We start from the raw sequence: 18,593 nt of genomic DNA on the forward strand, positions 1-18,593 counted from the left end.
CGACCGCATATCTTAACCGTGGCGAGTGTGGAAAGCACGGCAACGGGTGCGCCGGCTAAGTGGCTGTTAAGAAAGACCAAAGACGAGCTCGCGGTCCACGCGGGTGGCGGACATGGCGTCCCGTCGCGGATAATCGATCGCAAGAGTTTCCGGGGACCGGGGGCCGCAGATATTCAAGGACGCTATTCGATGGTGCTCAAGGGTTTGCCGTGGTCTTCATGGCGGCGTGATTTCTTTCCGACTTCCCTCATTCTGGGCGTCTTCGTAATTTTTGCCCTTCTCGCCGTCCGGGTGGTGGCGATCGACTCGCCGGTCATGGGTAGCGACGAGTACGCCTATTTCCAGTCGGCCCATTTCGACGCGGCGCGGGACCAGTTGTTCCTGCTGGATACGAACATCCAGCGAGTGGACAACAAGGTCTATCCCTGGCTGTACAAGCTGTGGTCGACGGCGTCACTGCAGCGGGTCGCCGATGTGGGGCGCCTTTTCAACGCCTTCCTCTACAGCGTTTGCGCGCTCCTGCTGTTTGCGATCTTCCAGCGCCTGTTCGACCGGCGCGTCGCGCTGATCTCGGCCTTGCTTTACCTGACCTTTCCGTTCTCGATCTACGCCACGATGCTGCTGCCGGAGGTGGAGTTCCAGTTCACCGTCTACGTGCTGGTGGCCATCTGGGTATTCGGCACCCCGCTGCCGTCATGGCAACGCATCCTGTTCGCGGGCGCCGCCGGGGCGCTTGGCTACCTGACCAAGCCGCATGCGGCAGCGGCGATCCTGGCGAGTGTCGCCTGGCTCGGCGTCGCCGGCCTGCGGCTTCCTTATGACGCGCCCCTCGGTCGCCGGATCGGGGGTGCTGCCTGGCGCATGCTGCTGTTCCTCGTGGCGACGTACGTCTTCATGAAGGTGTTTGGTCGGCTCCTTGACCCCAGGACGTCGGGCACCGTGGTCGCGAGCTTCTACGCCCAGTACCTCAAAGGCCTCAGAGACCCGCACTACCTGCTCGAACACGCGGGCACGACGGCTATGTATGCCGCGGGCCACCTCTGGCTGCTCTGCGTGTTTTTCCTGCCCGCTTTTCCGCTACTCATAGCGGAGAGCTGGGCCTGGCTGCGCGGGCGGGAGGCGCCCGGACGCATCGCCGGCAAGCCTTTCTCGAGTGGCGCCATGGCGCTGTTCGTCCTGCTGCTGGTGCTCGCGTTGGTGGCAATGGTGGCTGTGTTCACAGACGCCGCCGCCGCCGGGAGCGATTTCGAGAAGGGGCGTCTTCACGGGCGTTACCTGGCCCTTCTCTTTCCCCTGCTGCTCGGCTACGCCGTCGCTGGTGTGTACAAGACCCCGGCGAAGGTTCTCGCCGCGCTCGGCTTGCTTGCCTTGTGGACGTTTGCGTGGTTCGGGACGCAGATTTTCCAGCTCTACCCCTGGGACTATCCCGATGCCTTCGGGTTCTTCACGCCGACGCCAGGGCGATGGTCCTTCGACGGCGCGCTTCCGTGGACATGTACATGGACCCTCATCGCCGGCACGCTGGCATGGCTGGGGTTCGCCGTATCGCGCTATCGCCGAGCGGTGTACGGGGTGTTTGTCCTGGCTGTGATGGTGCTGGCCCATTTTCAGGCGGGTGCGTGGCTGGCCGCCCAGTCGCGTTATGCGCAGGTGAGCATCGATGCGGGCAACGCGGTGGCTGCCTATCTGGGCGATCAGCCGGCGGGGAAAGGCATGATTGCCACCACCGACCGGTTCGGTCAGGCGAGCTACCTTCTGGCCGCCATCGACTCACTGCAACACGTGGACGTGCTGCGCCCTGGTCAGACTCTCCGCGAATCCGCCGTACCCGCTGGCGTGCAGTGGGTTGTCGCCGGCTCGGACATCGAGGTCGACCTGCCGTCGGCGGCGGAACTGCCCTTCGGGCCGTACCGGCTGTACCTTCTGGGCAGTGGCGTGAATTGGCCAACGGTTCCGATGCGGAAAGTGTGGGACGGCGAACCGCTGCTCATTTCACCGTCGGATGCGGGGGGATTGACGACGTTCGATCACTTCAATGCCGCTGAGCCCTGGGGGCGATGGTCCTCCGGCACGGACGCGTCCATCGCGCTGCCCGTGCGTGTGAGCGGTACCGTGGTGGTCACGTTCTTCGCCTGGTCGGCCACGCCGGAGGGTGACGACGTCACGCTGGAACTCGGCGACAGCAAGGCGACGGTACATATCACCGGCAAGGGGGCTGACTACACCGTCACCCTTTCGCCTGGCAAGGAAGCCGAACGGATGTTCGTTCGTTGCCATCATCTTGAAGCGTCGGGGCCGCGACAGTTGGGCGTCGCCATGGCCAGACTCCAGTTCCAGCGCCCCTGACCACGGGCAGGGCGGCTCAGCGTTGTAACGGCAGCGAACGACGCTGCCGTCTTGGAAATCACGGGAATCAGGCATGTCTAACACGCTGGACGCGTCACCACGCAAACATTTCGAAGGCATCGAAGCACTTCGCGCCTTCGCCGCCGTTTCCATCATCTTCTTCCATGTGTCGGCACTGGTCGGCGACAACTTCCCGCTGGGGTTTAGTTTCTTCCGGACGCATTTCGGCATGGGCGTGCCGCTGTTCTTCGTGATCAGCGGTTTCAGCCTGTCGTATGGGTATTTCGGCCGGCTGCAGAGCATGGCTGATGTCGAGCAGTATCTCGTTCGCCGGTTCGCGCGTATTGCGCCGCTGTTCTACGCGATGCTGGTGTTCCAGGTGATCTATCTCTACTTCAGGGTAAATGTCACGTTCTCCCCCGGAGACATTCTTGCGAATGCACTCTTCGTCTTCAATTTCGTCCCGAGCCTGACTGACGGCATTGTTCCGGCAAGCTGGTCGATCGGGATCGAGATGGTGTTCTACGTTGTATTTCCCTTCGTGGTGCTACTTTGTACGTCGATCCGGCGGACGGCCGTGGCGTTGCTGTTCGCTATCTTCGTGGCGACGAAATACACCGCGGACATGAATCACGCGACGGGCATATCGCAGTCGTTCAACTACCACAATGTGATGGCGAATGTTCCATTCTTCATGTGGGGCGTCCTCGCCTATCACGTGCACCAATGGCTGCTTCCGCGGATTCCGGTTGCTCGCGTCCACCTTGCCGGCATCGGCCTAAGCCTCGTGGCTGTCGCGTTGCTCCTGGTGATGTACAAGGACTTTGGCTTGGCGGGCTTCTTCTATAAATACGACATGACGCGGGCACATGCGTCGCTCTGGGGTCTGCCGTTCTTCTTCCTATGCCTCGGCGCTGCCATATTTCCGACGTGGCTCATCTCAAACGCGGCAACGCGTTATGTCGGCAAGATCAGCTTCGGCGTCTACCTTCTGCACCCGAATATCACCTGGGAGCTGGGCCAGCATGGCGTCTACATGTGGCTGCACGAGAAGATGCCATCGCACTACGCATGGAGCTTCTTTCTTTCCATGGCCGTGGCTATCGGAATCGTGGTCGCGCTTGCCTCCGTGACTTACGAGTTGATCGAGAAGCCGGGCATGGAATGGGGTAAGCGACTGTTTCGCAAGTCGGTCGCCGGAGCGCCGGTAACTGCTTGAAGTAATGAGTTTTTGCCGCATGAATTCATTCTTTTCGTATAAGATCGCTGAAGGATCCACAGGCTCGACGGAGAAAGCATCGTGAAGTCATTACTCGACCGCATTCGTATCTCTGGCATGGAAGAGATCGACGTGGATGGTGCCGACCGTATCGCGGCGCACGAGAAGGTGTTGGCCAGCAAGCCGATGTTGCAGAAGGTGTTTGCTGAATTCCATAGCGTTTTTCGGCGCCTTGACGAGCAGTTCTTCACTGGTCAGGGTCAGCGGATCGAGCTTGGTGCCGGCGTTGCACCCATTCGAAACTCGTTTCCCGATGTCCTTGCGACAGACGTCGTTTACAGCGAGCAACTCGATCGCACGTTGAACGCCCAGGATATGGATCTCGGGAACGGGTCGGTCCGGGCTGTCTATGGACAGAACTGTTTCCATCATTTCCCTGAGCCTGAACGTTTTTTCGGCGAACTCGAACGTGTGCTCACACCAGGCGGCGGTGCGATCCTGCTCGAGCCCTACTACGGCCCGATAGCATCCTGGATGTTTCCGCGGCTGTTCTCGACCGAGGGGTTCGACAAGAATTACCCGTCTTGGGAGACACCGGCCACGGGACCGATGAACGGTGCGAACCAGGCGCTGAGCTACATCGTTTTTGTCCGCGACCGTGAAACGTTCGAAAAGAGATTTCCCGGTCTCGAGATAGTCCACCAGGAAGTCTGCGGCAATCATCTCGAGTACCTGCTTTCAGGTGGACTCAACTTTCGTCAACTTGTCCCTAACTGGATGATCCCTGTGGTCAGTGCAGTACAGAGGCTGGGCTCCCCGCTTAATAGGTGGACATCGCTCCATCATGTAGTAGTCATAAGGAAACGCGTTCAGTGAAGTTTGCGAAATACGTAGCGGTCCAGGTCGTCGCCTATGGCGTCGACATGGGCAGCTTCCTTCTTCTTACCAAGGCGGCGCATGCCGATCCTATCCTGGCAAACATAGGTGCAAAGGCTGTCGCTGGTTGTTTCGCTTTCCTGGTGCACCGGCACTTCACTTTCGAGGCGCGTGACAATGCAACCGCCTCGTCGCAGGCCGCGCGGTATTTCATCACGCTTGCCTGCAATATCCCGATATCGGCTGGGCTCATGAAGGCGCTTCTATACGTCATCGGGCCGCCGTGGCTCGCAAAGTTTATTTCGGACGTCGCCAACGTGGCGCTCACCTATTGGGTCAGCAAGGTGTTCATATTCGGCGCCCGACGCGATCGCCGGCCGGGCTGACGCAAGCGTGAAGATCCTCGTTACAGGCGCAACAGGCTATATCGGTTCGGTGTTCGTTCGGCGCGCGCTCGCGAACGGTCACGGAGTCGTGACGGCATCGCGCCGCCGTTCGCCGGTAGGTGAGTGGATTCCCTATCAGCTCGGCGACGCCATCGCCTTGTCCGGCGATGTCGATGTCATTGTTCACATGGCTGCGGACACTACGGGTGCAATCAATGACCCGGAGGCTGAATTTCGCGCCGCCGTCGCGCTGATGGACGCCCCGTCGGCAGCCGATATTCCGTTCGTCTTCGTATCGAGCCAGACTGCGCGCGCCGACGCGCCGACAGCGTACGGGCGCAGTAAATGGATGATCGAACAACGCGTGCTGGCGCGTGGCGGCTGGGTGGTCAGGCCTGGGCAAGTCTATGGCGGACCGGAGCTTGGCCTGTTCGGAACCCTGACCTCGCTGCTCAGGCGATTGCCCGTGCTGCCCGCCCTGGTTCCTGGACCACTGATCCAGCCCATCCACGTCGAGGACTGCGCTGAGGGGCTGCTGCGTGTCGCACTGATGAAGCCGGCTGGGCTTCACGTCATCCACCTCGCTGCCGCGGAACCGGTGACGTTCACGGAATTCCTGCGCCGCATCGCAAGCGATCGGGTGCGGAAGCGCGTCGTCTTCATTCCGTTCCCAACCGTGCTATTACGAGGCGCTATTTACGGCATTCGACGAATCGGTGTTTCCCTCCCGGTGTTGGATAAACTCGACTCGCTACTGGATGTTCCACGTGTTTCCAGTGGCGATGATATGAGTGCACTTGGGCTCGCGTTGCGCTCGCTGGACGACGGGATGCCGAAGGCAGGCAACGGGCGCCGCCGTCTGCTCGAAGAAGGTCGTGCGCTTATCGGTTACGTCCTGCGCAGCGCGCCCTCTGGCCAGCTTCTGTCGAGATACGTGCGCTCGGTCGAGTCGGTCCGCCAAGGGCGCGCTCTCGGATTGCCACGATCGATGGTCGTCATGCCGGCGCTCGTCGCCGCCATCGATTCGCCGGCCATTCTTCGCAATCACGAGGAGCTCCGGTGGCGTATCGACGCGGCTACCGTCATCGGTGAGGCCAGTCCGGCCGGATTTCGTCGATTCATGCGAGGGGGGCAGCGCGAGGCGACACCCACGGCAGTGATGAGGCTGGCCCGTGCGGTGCTCGCAGAGATCGCCTGGCGCGTCGTGCGGCCCATCCTGGCGCCGATGTGGCTGCGTCGTATCGGCGCGTTGCAGGAGAGCGCCCGTGTTTGATGTGATTGTGGTGGGTAGCGGGCCTGCAGGCGTATCCGCAAGTTTCCCGCTGGTGGCCGCCGGTTTGCGGGTTCTGATGATCGACGGCGGGCGAGAGAACCGCGTGGAACCGCCTGCCGGGCAATACCTGGTCGAGCGTGCCCGGGCACGGGACCAGTCGCGCTGGATGGTAGGAGCAGACTTTCACGCTCTGCGTCAGGTGTCGGCCGTATCGCCGAAGCTGAGGGCGCCGACGCAGGCCGCCACCTTTGTCGATTTTTCAGGTGCCAATCGGGTGAGTGGCAGCAACTTTGCCCTGATGGGGTCCCTTGCACGCGGCGGCCTTTCGAATGCATGGGGCTGCGGCGTAGCCGCATTGAGTCCCGGCGAGCTCCAGGCGTTTCCTGTCGACGAGGGCGAGATGCGGGCGTCGTACGCCACGGTGTCGCGCCGCATCGGCATGAGCGGCGCGGGGCCTGACGACATGAAGGACTATTTCGGTGTCGACGAGTGGGCCGATCAACCTGTGCCGCTCGACGATCTTCATGACGGGGTGATGAGGAAATACAGCAAGGCGCGCGTTGGCCTGCGCGAGATGGGCTTCCTCCTTGGGCGTTCGCGGGTCGCTGCACTGTCGACGCCCCGCTCGGGGCGCAACGCATGCGACCTGAGTGGCATGTGCCTGTGGGGGTGTCACCGAGGGGCTCTGTATAGCTCAGTGAGCGACCTTGCTACGTTGCGTGACGCCGATAACTTCACCTATCGCCCCGGTTTCATCGTCGATCGCTTCGTCACCCATGATGGCTACCAAGAGGTGATAGGTCATCAGGGTGGCATGTCCGAGGCCATCCCGGGTCGGCGAACGGTCCTCGCGGCGGGCACGCTTGCGACGACGGCGATCGCCATGAGGTCGCTCGGTATGACACGACCACTCGCGGTGCAGACATCGCCAACGGCCGCGTTTCTCCTCTGGCTGCCTGCGCAGCTCGGAGCTGGACGCCGTCCCGGCTTCGGTTTAGGGCAGCTTTCGTTCTCACTTGCCCTGGAGGGAGGCCTCTCCGCGTTCGGCTCGACCTTCTCGTCGACAGGACTTCCCGTCGCCGAGTTCGTTCGTCATCTCCCGCTGAGCCGTCGCTATGGCGCGGATGTTCTCAGAACACTGCTCAGCTCGTGCATCTTAGGTAATGCCTTCTTCCCGGGGAGCCTGTCCGACAATTCGGCAACGCTGCTGACGGATGGTACGGTGCATTTCCAAGGTGGCTTCGCCACTGCCCTCGATCCGGCATTGAATGAGGCGCGGGTCAAGCTGGGCAAGGCGTTTCGGCGGCTGGGTGCGTGGATGCTTCCCGGGAGCTTTACGCCGAGTGCGCCCGGTGCCGACATTCACTACGCCTGTTCGCTGCCCATGCTTTCCGATCCTGGTCCGGGCCAGTGCACGGCGGCCGGTGAACTCTTTGGCGCGCCTGGCATCTTCGTAGCCGACGGAGCGAGTCTGTCGGCACTGTCGGCCAAATCACACACGCTGACAATCATGGCCAATGCGGATCGCATTGGCCGGGGCATGGCGGCTCGTCTGGCGGGCTAGTCCCCGCTACGGGGACGATGAGGGCGTCGCAACAGGTGCAGGGCGCTTCGCGGCACGCTGGCGAAATCGAAGCTCAGGAAAGCCAGCACGAGCTGCAAGCCACACAGTACCGAAAGCGCCGAGATCATCACGGTGCCGACAGGCGTCGCCACCTGGTGTGTCGCCGACCAGATCCAGTGATAGGCGCCGAAGGCGATGCCGAAGACGAAGACCACCAGCCCGACGATGAGCTCAAGCGACGCAATGGACATGCCGCGAAGGAAGTAGTTGTAGAAGATTCGCTTGAAGAAATTCTTGGTGTGTTTGCCCAGGAACTCGCCGAGGATCTTTGAAATCTTGAGGTTGCTGACTTCGGTTCCGTAAAAGGCGTCCATCGGCACGTCGACCACTTTCGCGCGTACCAGGCCAAGCCGGAAAAGCATGTCGGTCTCAAAAAAGTAGCGCTTGCTGACCTTATCCAGGGGAAGGACGAGGGCGGCGTCGCGGTGGATGGCTGTGTAGCCATTCGTCGGATCGAACAGATCCCAGTAGCCCGTCGAAAGTTTGGTCATGAACGAGAGGACAGCATTCCCGAAGATGCGAACCGCCGGCATCCTGTGAATGTTTTCGAGACTGTAGAACCGGTTCCCCTTGGTGTAATCGGCATGCCCGTCCGCGATGGGCGTGACGAAGGCCTCGACCAGGCTGGGGTCCATCTGGCCGTCTCCGTCGATCTTGACCATGATCTCCGCACCTGCATCGATAGCGGTGCGATAGCCCGTCATCACCGCGCCGCCGACGCCCTGGTTCTGTTCGAGAACGACAACCTGGACACGCGGATCCGTAACGGTATCGATCACCAGTTGTCCGCTGTGTTCGGGGCATGCATCGTCGACGACGATGATCATGTCGACTTCACTGCCGATCGAAGTCACCACATCGAGGATATGCGCCCTGACCTTATAGGCCGGGATGACGACTGCAACCAGGGAACGACGTTTCATGTATTCAGGCATGCCTGTGACGGATTGCGGTAAAGGCAGAACCCGGCCAGCTTAACGTGTCTCGTCCCGGTCGTCATCGCCGACACCGGCATGGCGTCACCGCTTGACGATGACAAAGACCTCGTTGAACGCAGCATCGATACCTTGCGTACGGTCAACCGTGTGAAACGTGTCCACGGTTGCGCCCACCCACTCACTGGCGAGCCGCTCAAAATCCGAGCCGTAATCCCAGGTCACCAAAGCCTTCCCGTCACCGACAGGGTTTCCGTGATACTCCTCGGGCAACAGGTAGTCGATGCTGCCATCGTCGGCTATCGTCGCGCGGCAACGCGTGACGGCCAGGGCCTCGTGCTTCGGCGCGGTGAAGATGTGCGCACCACCCGGCTTGAGTACGCGATGAATCTCGCGCAAGGCGCGATCGGGATGGAATACGTGCTCGAGCACGTCCTGGGTCACGAAGAAATCGAGGCTGTTATCGGCGAACGTGAGGGCTTCGATGCTCTCGCAGCGAATGCCGTCCTTCGTCGAACCGGGCGTGACATCGGGCAGGTAGTGCGAATAGCTGTATCGCCAGCACTGCTTCGCCAGAATGGGCAGCGAGGGCGATGATTCGTGCATCGAGGACCATCGCCAGCGCGGAAACAGCGTATCCAGGATCCTGATCAGATGGCGCTGGCGAGGGATCGATTGGCAACGGTCGCAGAGGTACTCGTCGCGGAGCCAGGGGCCATGGATGGTGAACGTCGTACGGTGGCGGCAGCACGGGCAATAGCCCGCGTGCGACGTGTGTGCCTGTGTTTCAGCCAGCATATCCACACGCCCTCGCAAGCCTGGATGCACGGTAAGCAATTCCTGCAAACCGTAGCACACTCGTTTCAGAGGGGCGGGGGCCGACCCGAGTGCCATCCACGAAAGGCGTTTAAGCCCTCCGTGGATGGCGCGCTTCACAGCGCGGCTTCCAGCTCCGGAAGGATCTTGAACAGATCCCCGACCAGGCCGATGTCGGCAATCTCGAAGATCGGCGCCTCCCCGTCCTTGTTGATAGCGACGATGGTGCCGGCATCCTTGATACCGGTCAGGTGCTGGATCGCTCCCGAGATACCGATCGCCATGTAGAGCTCCGGCGCGATGATCTTGCCGGTCTGGCCGACCTGCATCTCGTTCGGGCAATACCCGGCGTCGACGGCGGCACGCGACGCGCCGACGCCTGCACCGATCTTGTCGGCGAACTTGTAGATGATGTCGAAGTTCTCCTTCGAGCCCACGCCACGACCACCGCTGACCACCTTGGCAGCGCCCTGAAGGTCCGGGCGGTCGCTCTTACCCTGTTGCAGGTTCACGAAGCGCGTGTGCGAGGGCAGGGCGACATCGACGGTCAGGGCTTCCACGGGTGCGGAGCCGTTTGAGGCTGCCGCCGGCCAGGAAGCCGTACGGATCGTGGCGACGACGGTCGAGGCGGTATCTACTTCCACGGTAATGATGGCGTTGCCGGCGTAGATCGGGCGCCTGAAGCTGTGCGCACCTTCCACGCTCATCACGTCACTCACCTGCGACACGCCGAGCAGGGCGGCCACGCGCGGGGCGAGGTCCTTGCCGAAGGTCGTCGAGGGAGCGAATACATGCGAGTAGCCGGCAGCGGCCTTGGCGATCTGCGGCGCGAGGATGGCGGCCATGGCGTGCGCATTCTCGGCGCGGGCCACGGTCAGTACCTTGCTGACGCCGTCGATCTTCGCGGCTTCGGCAGCGACGGCGTCGGGCGCGTCGGACAGGACAATGACGTCGATGGATTCCGGCTTGACGGCAACCGCGGCGCTGACGGCCCGAGCCGTGGCGCCATTGAGCTTGCCGTCGAGGTGTTCGGCGATGACGAGGATCTTGGACATGTGAATTCTCCGGTCGGCTGCTTTACAGCAGGCCCTTCTGCTTGAGGGCCGCGACGAGCTCGGCGGCGTCCTTCACCATCACACCCTTGCTGCGCTTGGCCGGGGCGGCGTAGTGGGTGGTCTTGATGTGGTCGGCGGCATCGATGCCCAGTGAACCCAGCTCGATCACGTCGATCGGCTTGGCCTTGGCCTTCATGATGTCCGGGAGCTTGATGAAGCGCGGCTCGTTCAGGCGCAGATCCGTGGTGATCACGGCCGGGAGGTCGGCTTCGATGGTCTCGAGCCCGGCGTCCACTTCGCGAGTTACCGTGGCTTTGCCGTCGGCAATCTCCACCTTGCCGGCGAACGTCGCCTGGGGACGATCCCACAGGGCGGCCAGCATCTGGCCGGTCTGGTTGGCATCGTCGTCGATGGCCTGCTTGCCCAGGATCACCAGGCCCGGCTGTTCCTTCTCAATCAGCTTGAGAAAGGTGCGGGCGGCGGTGAGCGGCGAGACGGCATCGGCGGTCTGGACGTGGATGGCGCGATTGGCGCCCATGGCCAGGCCGTTGCGCAGATGGGCCGTGAGGTCGGCCGGGCCGATGCCGACCACGATGACTTCCTCGGCGACACCCTTCTCGCGCAGGCGCAAGGCCTCTTCGAGGGCGATATCGTCGAACGGGTTGGCGGAGAGCTTGACGCCATCCGTGACCACGCCGGTGCCGTCAGGCTTCACCTGGATGCGGACGTTATAGTCCACGACGCGCTTGTAGCCGACCAGAATCTTCATTCGCGGTTCCTGTTGGAAAGGGCGCCCCGGAGGGCGCTCATCGTAGTTAGACGACTATTCTAGCCAATCTCGGTCAGGCGGGTCCGGAACTCGCCTGGACCGTGCGGAAGCCCATGTGGGAGGCCGCGGCAGCGATCGAGCGTTCGATGGCTTGCGCCATGGCGTCCCCTGACCCCGTCGGGGCCTGGCCAAACTCGGCGACGGTGAGCGGCGCGTCCAGGAGAGGCGCCAGGGCGCTGAGGCGACACCAAAAACTCCCTTCGACCACGGATGCGTCAGCCGCCGGGAGGCCGATGCCCGCGACGGAGCTCAGATAGGCGAGCGTGGCCGACCTTGACTCGGTAGCCCCGGGGGCGCTGCGCAAGCCGCTCGCCGCGACGGCAACGCCGATGTCCCTGTTCGATGCAAACGTGTTCAACATGGCGTGGACGGTGCGTTGTGCCAGAGCGTCCCGCGCATCGGCAGGGTCCAGCTTGAGGACAAGCGCCTCACCCTGGTCGCGCAACAGCGTGGCCGCCTGCAGGAAAGGCAGTATGTCCCGGCCGGGACCGGGAGCATCGAGGAGCTCCGCCGCGAACGAAAGGCGTGACAGCATGCGCTCGATGGCCTCCCTGGAGCCGCCCGGTACGGTCAGTAGCGTGCGGAACGGCACGCCCGTGGTGCGTATGGCCGCCACGATATTTTCCAGGCCGTCCGTGTCATCGAGATGCACGACCACGCAGGGCCGGCCAGTCGGTGTCGCGGCGGGGATCAGTGCGCGACGAATCGCTTCAAGCCATGCATAACCGAACGTCGTGTCGGGTTCGAGGACGGCGCCCTCGGCCCATTCGTTCCACGCATTCACGAAGACCAGTGGCGCGGTCGGCGCACGTCGTCTAGCTATCGCTATCGCCTCACGCGTCCAGGTGGAAAACCCATGCGGTGTCGCGTGCACGAAGCTCCGGCCCCGGCCGGCCCGGCGTGCTTCGTTGTCCCAGCCCGGATTGACGCCCGGGTAGAGACGATACGAAGGATCTGGCGCGGCGATGCTCGCCCTGGCCAGTTCGCGCCAGTCCAGCACCTGGCCGCTGAAGGCGGGATTGATCAGTCGTTTGGTCGCGGTTATCGGGGAAAGGCTGGTGTTGTTCGGCGGGAAGGCGACGGCCGCATCGAAGCCGATGTCGGACGGATCGACATTGTCGAAGCTCTGCACATAAGCGAGATGGATCTCGCCGACGCCGTTCTCACGACACCACGTACGCCACCGGCTCGCCGTGGCTTGCGGGTCGGGAAGGAGGCCAGGGCGATAGACGAGAAGCATGGGTCTGCCGTCAACCCGCAGGTAGCGAGGATCACGCAGGTAGGGCGCTACGTAGGCTATGAAGGCGAGATCGTCCTCCGCGCTGTGCTTCTGGCTGATGAGCAGATCGTCTTCACGGCCGTCCCATCGCCGCGACCAGTTCTCGTTCGCCCAGCAAAGACAAATGGGCAGATCCAGGGTGGGATCCTCCAACCATTGGCGGAGCGGGGCTTCCAGCAGTGTCTTGCCGGCGAACCAGTAAAAATAGGTACAGAAGGCACCCACGCCATACTCGCGAGCGAGCGTCATCTGCTCGCGCATGATCTGCGGCAGGCGCAGGTCGTAATAGCCCAGGTCGGTCGGGAGCTTTGGTTGCAGGTGGCCCTCGAACTGCGGCAGCGCCCGCGTGACGTTGCGCCATTCGGTGAAACCGGGTCCCCACCAGCGATCATTCTCAGGGATGGGATGGAACTGAGGCAGGTAGAAGGCGACGACGGTTGCCGGTAATGGATCCGGCAACGGAGCGCTCAGGCGCGGGATGTAGCCGAGCGCGCGGTGCGCCGAATGATCGTAAGGACGAATGGACAGCCCTGCCGCACTCTGGCCGAGGGGTCCTTGCGGCACGAGGTCCGCATGGCGTGCAAGGAACCGCTGGCGAAGGCGATCCCGCGTCGCCGTGGGCATCGGCGCCAGCCGAAAGCCGAACCGAAGGCTTTGGAAGACGAGTGAGCGGAGGCGGTCGTTCAAGGGCATGTTCAAAGTATTGCGCGACGCAGTGCATCGCGCGCGGCCTCGGCGGAAAAATGCGTGCGCACGTTGTCGATCGCATGGTCCGACAAAGATCTCCACAGGCCGGCGTCGTGCACCAGGCGTACATAGGCGTCGGCAAAGGCCTCTGCCGTATCGGCGACGAGCACGTCGTTCCCGTCCTCCAGCCGCATGCCTTCGACGGCCACCGTGGTCCCGATCACCGGCAGGCCATGACTCATTGCCATATTGATCTTGCCTTTGACCCCGGCGCCGAAACGAAGCGGGGCGATCGAAGCCAGCGCCGATGACATGAGCGGCTCGAGGTCCGGCACGCGACCGAGCATGCGCAGGCCGGTGTCCGACAGCGAGCGACGATGGCCCTCGGGTACGTCGCCGGCGACAAGGATGTTGGCATCCGGCACCACGCGCCGCAGCGCCGGCAGGATCTCCGATGCCATCCAGTGCATCGCGTCGGCATTCGGCGGATGGCCGAACCCGCCAATGAACAGGAGATCACGGCGCCCGGCGTGGCCCCCGGTCCGCCCATGGACCTCCTGGATCGTCGAAAGCAGGTCGACATTCGCGCTCGGCATCAGTCGGCTCAGCAAATCGCGTTCGTAGTCGCTCACGACGAACGTGATATCCGCCTCCGCGATCAACTTCAGCTCCTGCTCCCGCGTCGTCGCCGCCTGGCGTGCCAACGATGCATTGCCGGCGCGCTCTGCGCCACGTTCTTCGCGCAGAAAATGCAGATCCACCGTATCGAAGATCACCTTCGCCTGTGGCGCATGCCGGCGAACGAAGCTCGCGTACTGCGCGGCGACCATGTGCCGGCTGAGGATGGCCGCATGCAGGTCGTCGGCAAAACGTGTCAGCCACGACGGAACGCCGTCCACCCAGGGACGGGCGATCACCTCGACGCCGAGGCGGCCCAGTTCGCGGATCGCTGCGTCGTCAGCGCGGCCATCGTCCGGTGCGAAGACGACGTGCCAGCCGTCCTCGACGAGAATTCGCATCATCGATATCAGTCGCATCGAACCCGCATCGCGCGATGCATCCGGCGTAGCCACATCCACGACAAGGATGGTGCCGCGTCGCTTCGCTTTCGCCACCAGGGCGAGCGCGGTGCCCATCGCCGGCTGGGCGGCCAGGGCCGTGCGCCACTTGTCGGCGAACTTCACCTGGTTGATCGCCTGGAACCGCTTCATGCCGGTTTCCATGTTGCCGGCGGAGCTGATGCCTTCGGCGTGCACCACGACGCTGGTCGGTACGTACCAGACCGAATAGCCCGCCGCGCGCGCGGCAAAGGCGAGGTCGGTATCTTCGTAGTAACCGGGCGCGAAGCGCAGGTCGAAGCCACCGAGCTCAGCGAAGACGTGCCGGCGAATCGCGAGCGACGCCCCCGACACGTAATCCACCTTGCGCGCGTAGCGCACGGCGGGATCACTGCGTGAATCGAAGCGCCCGATGTTCCACGCCGAGGCATCGGCGAACACCCAGGCCCCGGCCTCCTGCAGACGACCGTCCGGATAAACCAGCTGGCTCCCGGCTATGCCGCAATCGGCACGCAACGCGAAGCAGCGAAGCAGCTCCTCGCTCCAGCCGGGCATCACCTGGGTATCGTTGTTGAGGAAGATCAGGAATTCGCCGGTGGCGGCCGCGGCGCCAGCATTGCAGCTGCCGACAAAGCCGAGGTTCGTCGCGTTGCGCAGAAGACGAATACCCGACACCTTCGCCAACGTCCCTGCGCTATCGTCCGGCGATGCATCGTCCACCACGATGACTTCAAAGGCATCCGTGGGCGGATTCGCAACGATCGAACGCAGGCAGGCCAGCGTGTATTCGAGCTTGCCGTAGACCGGAATGACGATCGATAGCCGGGGTGATTCGCTCGATGGGACATCGAACGGCTCGAAGGTCACCTCCAGCGGAAGCAGACTGAGCGAATCGTCTACTTCGGGCCGCGTGGCGAACTCCTGCGAGATGCGTGAGATCGTCCCACGCCATCCGCGCAGGGCAACGCTTGAGCGAAGGCGCTGCGCGATGGAAACGGCTCGGCGGTAACGCCAGGTGATCTTGCCGGACACGTCGTCAGAGGTTCTGGTAGTTCGGACCCGAACCGCCTTCCGGCGTCACCCAGGTGATGATCTGGTACGGATCCTTGATGTCACACGTCTTGCAATGCACGCAGTTCGCCGAGTTGATCTGCAGGCGCTTGCCGGCCTCGTCCTGGACGATTTCGTAGACACCCGCGGGGCAGAACTTTTCGCAGGGATTGCCGTACTCGGTGGTGCAGCGGTCGATGCAGATGGACGTGTCGGCCACCTTCAGGTGCACCGGCTGGTCCTCGTCGTGCTCGGTGGCAGCGAAGTAAACGCTGGCCAGACGGTCGCGCGGGGCGAGCGTGCGGTCCACGTAATCCTTGTTCGGCGCTTCGTACTGCCCCAGCTTATCCAGCGACGACCAGTCTGCGTGGTTCTTCATCGTCCACGGCGAGCGACCGCCGGTGACGGTTTCCCACGCGGCATTGATCAGGCCGAACCACAGGCCCTTGTTGAAGCCGGGGCGGATGTTGCGCACCTTCTTCAGCTCGCTCATCACCGCCGAAGCGCGCAGCTTCGCGTCCCAGCCCGTCGGGTTCAACGTGGTGGCCACGAGGTGTTCCGCGGCGAGCATGCCCGAGGCGATGGCCTGGTGGGTGCCCTTGATCTTCGGCACGTTGACCAGGCCGGCGGAATCGCCGATCAAGATCGCACCGGGCATTTCGACCTTCGGCAGTGACTGGAAGCCACCTTCGATGATCGCTCGCGCGCCCGCCGACAGAATGGTGCCGCCCTCGAGCAGGCCTTTCACGTTTGCGTGGTGCTTGAACTGCTGGAACGCCTCGAAGGGCGAGAACTTCGGATCGGGATAATCGAGGCCGACGACGAAGCCGACCGCCACGCGATCCTTGTCCAGGTGATAGAGGAAGCTGCCGCCATAGGTGTCGTTGGCCAGCGGCCAGCCGGCCGTGTGCACGACCTTGCCCGCTTCGCCGCGACCCGGCGGAAGCTGCCACAGTTCCTTGATGCCGATGCCGTAAGTCTGCGGATCGCTGTCCTTGTCCAGGTCGAAATGCTTGATCAGCGACTTGCTGATGTGACCGCGACACCCCTCGGCCAGCACGGTGACCTTCGCGCGGATGTCGATGCCCTCGGTGTAGCCGGGCTTGTGCGTGCCGTCCCGCGCCACGCCCATGTCGCCAATGCGCACGCCGTTCACGGCGCCGGCCTCGTCGAACAATGCCTCCGATGCGGCGTAACCCGGGAACACGTCGACACCCAGGGCTTCGGCCTGTGGTGCGAGCCACGCGCACAGCGCGCCGAGGCTGACGATCACGTTGCCGTGGTTGTTCATCTGCGGCGGCGTCACGGGCGCCTTGGTGCCCGACGCGTGATCGCGCAGCAGCCAGAACTCATCCTTCGTCACCGGTACGCATACCGGCGGCGGGTTGCTGCGCCATTCGGGCAGCAGGCGATCCAGCGGCGCGGTCTCGATTACGGCGCCGGACAGGATCTGTGCACCGATCGTCGAGGCCTTCTCGATCACGCAGACCGTGATCTCCGGATTGAGCTGTTTCGTACGCATCGCGAACGCCAGGCCGGCAGGGCCGGCTCCGACGACGACGAGGTCGTATTCCATGGTTTCGCGTTCGCTCATGGCTGGCTCACTCAATCTTGGCTGGCTTCAGGGATCAACCCGTCATTGTCCGGCTTCCCCCGCGCGCGGGCAAATCGCCGTTTCAAACAGTCTGACTTGCATGATGTTCACATTGCGCGTTCATAATCGGGCCCATGCGCAAGGAGAGTTCATGAATACGATGCCGCCGGTGGCTGACACCGACATGCGCCGCGCCACGCTACTGCAGATCCTGCACTGGCTGGCGATTGGAAGGGTCCAGCCCCAGGCCCTTTCGGATGCTTACCAGAACGCCATTGAGCGGCTGAATCCGCGACTGAATGCCTTCGTCGACTTCAGTGCACCCCTTATCCAGGAGCAGGCCCTCGCCGCCGACCGTCGTCGCCGTGACGGCGTCATCGGTCGCCTCGACGGTATCCCCATCGCGATCAAGGACAACTTCGATGTCGCCGGCGTGCCCACGCGGGTCGGCATGCGGCGGCGCAGCGCGATCCCGGATCAGGACGCGCACATCGTCGCGCGCTTACGTGCCTCGGGCGCGGTGTTGTTGGGTAAGACCAACATGGACGAAGGCGCGCTCGGGGTCACCACCAACAATCCGTTTCATGGCGCGACGCACAATCCGCATCGTCACGGTTATACCGCCGGCGGTTCGTCCGGTGGCGCGGCCGCTGCCGTTGCCTCCGGCATGGCGGTCGCGGCGATCGGCTCCGACACGCTGGGGTCGGTCCGCATTCCGGCCAGCTATTGCGGCGTGTATGCCCTGAAACCCACGCATGGCGAGATTTCGGCCCGCGGCCTGGTGCCGGCGGCTCGCCGTCTGGATGCGGTCGGCCTGCTCGCGCGTGGCGTGGACGACCTCACGGTGCTCCTGCAGACGCTGGCCGGTTACGACGCCGACGACGCCCGCTCGCGCCGTCGCCGGGTAGCGTTCTCGCCGCCGGACTGGGAGCCGGGAAACCTGCGCTCCGGTTTCCTGCCCGACCTGGCCGCCGTCGGTGTCGACAGTGACGTGATCGATGTCTTCGAGGCGGCGCTGGGCAAGCTCAACGGCGAGCTGGGCGAGCGTCGTACCGTCGATTTCTCGGACTGGGACTTCGCCAGGACGCGCCGGGCAGGGCTTCTCCTGATGGAAGCGGAGATGCTCAACACCTTCGCGGATGAGTTGGCGGATGAGGCGTATCCGGTCTCACCGGGTTTCCGGCAGATGGTCGATTTCGCCGCGCGCAAGTCGGCCGCCGATTACGTCGCCGCGGATCGGGTGCTCGACGATGCGACACTGAAAATGCGTCGCCTGTTCGCTCAGGTGGATGTGCTGGTGATCCCGACGACATCGCAGGGGGCTTTCCCGCTGGATGGCCCCGCGCCGGCGTCGCAGGCGGACCTGTGCAGTTTCGCCAGCCTCGCCGGGTGTCCGGCGGTCAGCATCCCGATGGGTACGCTGGCCAACGGCATGCCGATCGGGATGCAGTTGGTCGGCGCGCGTGGCTCGGATTTGCGGTTGCTGGAATTGGCCGCGGTGTGTGCGTCGTCGCTGGATGCCGAGCCGGCTTATCCCGTCGAGCCTGCGTAAGAACGCAGATCTTC

At 63.3% G+C, this 18,593-nt stretch carries 14 protein-coding genes; 7 read left to right on the forward strand and 7 right to left on the reverse strand.

Going from position 1 to position 18,593, the window contains the following annotated elements:
* The first annotated feature begins 189 nt into the window (after window positions 1–189).
* The 6 genes from HB634_RS18320 to HB634_RS18345 all read left to right on the forward strand — a co-directional run bounded on the left by HB634_RS18320 (window position 190) and on the right by HB634_RS18345 (window position 7,664).
* Window positions 190–2,346, forward strand: coding sequence for a glycosyltransferase family 39 protein (locus HB634_RS18320; protein ID WP_063570451.1), 2,157 nt, complete (start codon window positions 190–192; stop codon window positions 2,344–2,346).
* A gap of 73 nt (window positions 2,347–2,419) precedes the next feature.
* Entirely contained in the window at window positions 2,420–3,565 is a 1,146-nt protein-coding gene (locus HB634_RS18325) for an acyltransferase (RefSeq protein WP_213949632.1), read from the forward strand.
* A gap of 81 nt (window positions 3,566–3,646) precedes the next feature.
* Window positions 3,647–4,441: a methyltransferase domain-containing protein gene (locus HB634_RS18330; RefSeq protein ID WP_213949633.1), complete on the forward strand. Its 795-nt coding sequence runs from the start codon at window positions 3,647–3,649 to the stop codon at window positions 4,439–4,441.
* Window positions 4,438–4,827, forward strand: coding sequence for a GtrA family protein (locus tag HB634_RS18335; protein WP_063570453.1), 390 nt, complete (start codon window positions 4,438–4,440; stop codon window positions 4,825–4,827). The genes HB634_RS18330 and HB634_RS18335 overlap by 4 nt, the downstream gene beginning before the upstream one ends.
* 7 nt (window positions 4,828–4,834) lie before the next feature.
* Window positions 4,835–6,100: an NAD-dependent epimerase/dehydratase family protein gene (locus HB634_RS18340; protein WP_063570454.1), complete on the forward strand. Its 1,266-nt coding sequence runs from the start codon at window positions 4,835–4,837 to the stop codon at window positions 6,098–6,100.
* Entirely contained in the window at window positions 6,093–7,664 is a 1,572-nt protein-coding gene (locus HB634_RS18345) for an FAD-dependent monooxygenase (protein WP_063570455.1), read from the forward strand. The genes HB634_RS18340 and HB634_RS18345 overlap by 8 nt, the downstream gene beginning before the upstream one ends.
* Here HB634_RS18345 and HB634_RS18350 read toward each other — a convergent pair.
* From HB634_RS18350 to HB634_RS18380, 7 genes are all read right to left on the reverse strand, one after another.
* Complete coding sequence (locus tag HB634_RS18350) at window positions 7,661–8,647, reverse strand: glycosyltransferase family 2 protein (RefSeq protein WP_255548677.1); 987 nt, start codon at window positions 8,645–8,647, stop codon at window positions 7,661–7,663. The genes HB634_RS18345 and HB634_RS18350 overlap by 4 nt on opposite strands.
* 96 nt (window positions 8,648–8,743) lie before the next feature.
* The gene (locus HB634_RS18355) at window positions 8,744–9,457 is read right to left on the reverse strand and encodes a class I SAM-dependent methyltransferase (protein WP_213949635.1); all 714 of its coding nucleotides are present in this window, start codon (window positions 9,455–9,457) and stop codon (window positions 8,744–8,746) included.
* A gap of 134 nt (window positions 9,458–9,591) precedes the next feature.
* Window positions 9,592–10,530, reverse strand: a complete 939-nt coding sequence (locus tag HB634_RS18360) for an electron transfer flavoprotein subunit alpha/FixB family protein (RefSeq protein ID WP_213949636.1) — start codon at window positions 10,528–10,530, stop codon at window positions 9,592–9,594.
* A 22-nt stretch (window positions 10,531–10,552) separates the two neighbouring features.
* A complete protein-coding gene (locus HB634_RS18365; RefSeq protein WP_063572163.1) occupies window positions 10,553–11,299 on the reverse strand; it encodes an electron transfer flavoprotein subunit beta/FixA family protein in 747 nt (248 codons plus the stop codon).
* A 73-nt stretch (window positions 11,300–11,372) separates the two neighbouring features.
* Window positions 11,373–13,331: a glycoside hydrolase family 99-like domain-containing protein gene (locus HB634_RS18370; RefSeq protein ID WP_213949637.1), complete on the reverse strand. Its 1,959-nt coding sequence runs from the start codon at window positions 13,329–13,331 to the stop codon at window positions 11,373–11,375.
* A gap of 2 nt (window positions 13,332–13,333) precedes the next feature.
* Entirely contained in the window at window positions 13,334–15,415 is a 2,082-nt protein-coding gene (locus HB634_RS18375) for a glycosyltransferase (protein ID WP_213949638.1), read from the reverse strand.
* A gap of 4 nt (window positions 15,416–15,419) precedes the next feature.
* Window positions 15,420–17,027 carry an electron transfer flavoprotein-ubiquinone oxidoreductase gene (locus HB634_RS18380; RefSeq protein ID WP_213949639.1) on the reverse strand — a complete coding sequence of 536 codons (1,608 nt, stop codon included), beginning with the start codon at window positions 17,025–17,027 and terminating at the stop codon, window positions 15,420–15,422.
* A 151-nt stretch (window positions 17,028–17,178) separates the two neighbouring features.
* Between HB634_RS18380 and HB634_RS18385 the strand changes: the two genes are divergently transcribed.
* Window positions 17,179–18,579, forward strand: a complete 1,401-nt coding sequence (locus HB634_RS18385; RefSeq protein ID WP_213949640.1) for an amidase — start codon at window positions 17,179–17,181, stop codon at window positions 18,577–18,579.
* Window positions 18,580–18,593 lie beyond the last annotated feature (14 nt).

This window comes from Luteibacter sp. dw_328 (genome assembly GCF_018449605.1).
In the GTDB taxonomy this organism is placed as follows: Bacteria; Pseudomonadota; Gammaproteobacteria; order Xanthomonadales; family Rhodanobacteraceae; genus Luteibacter.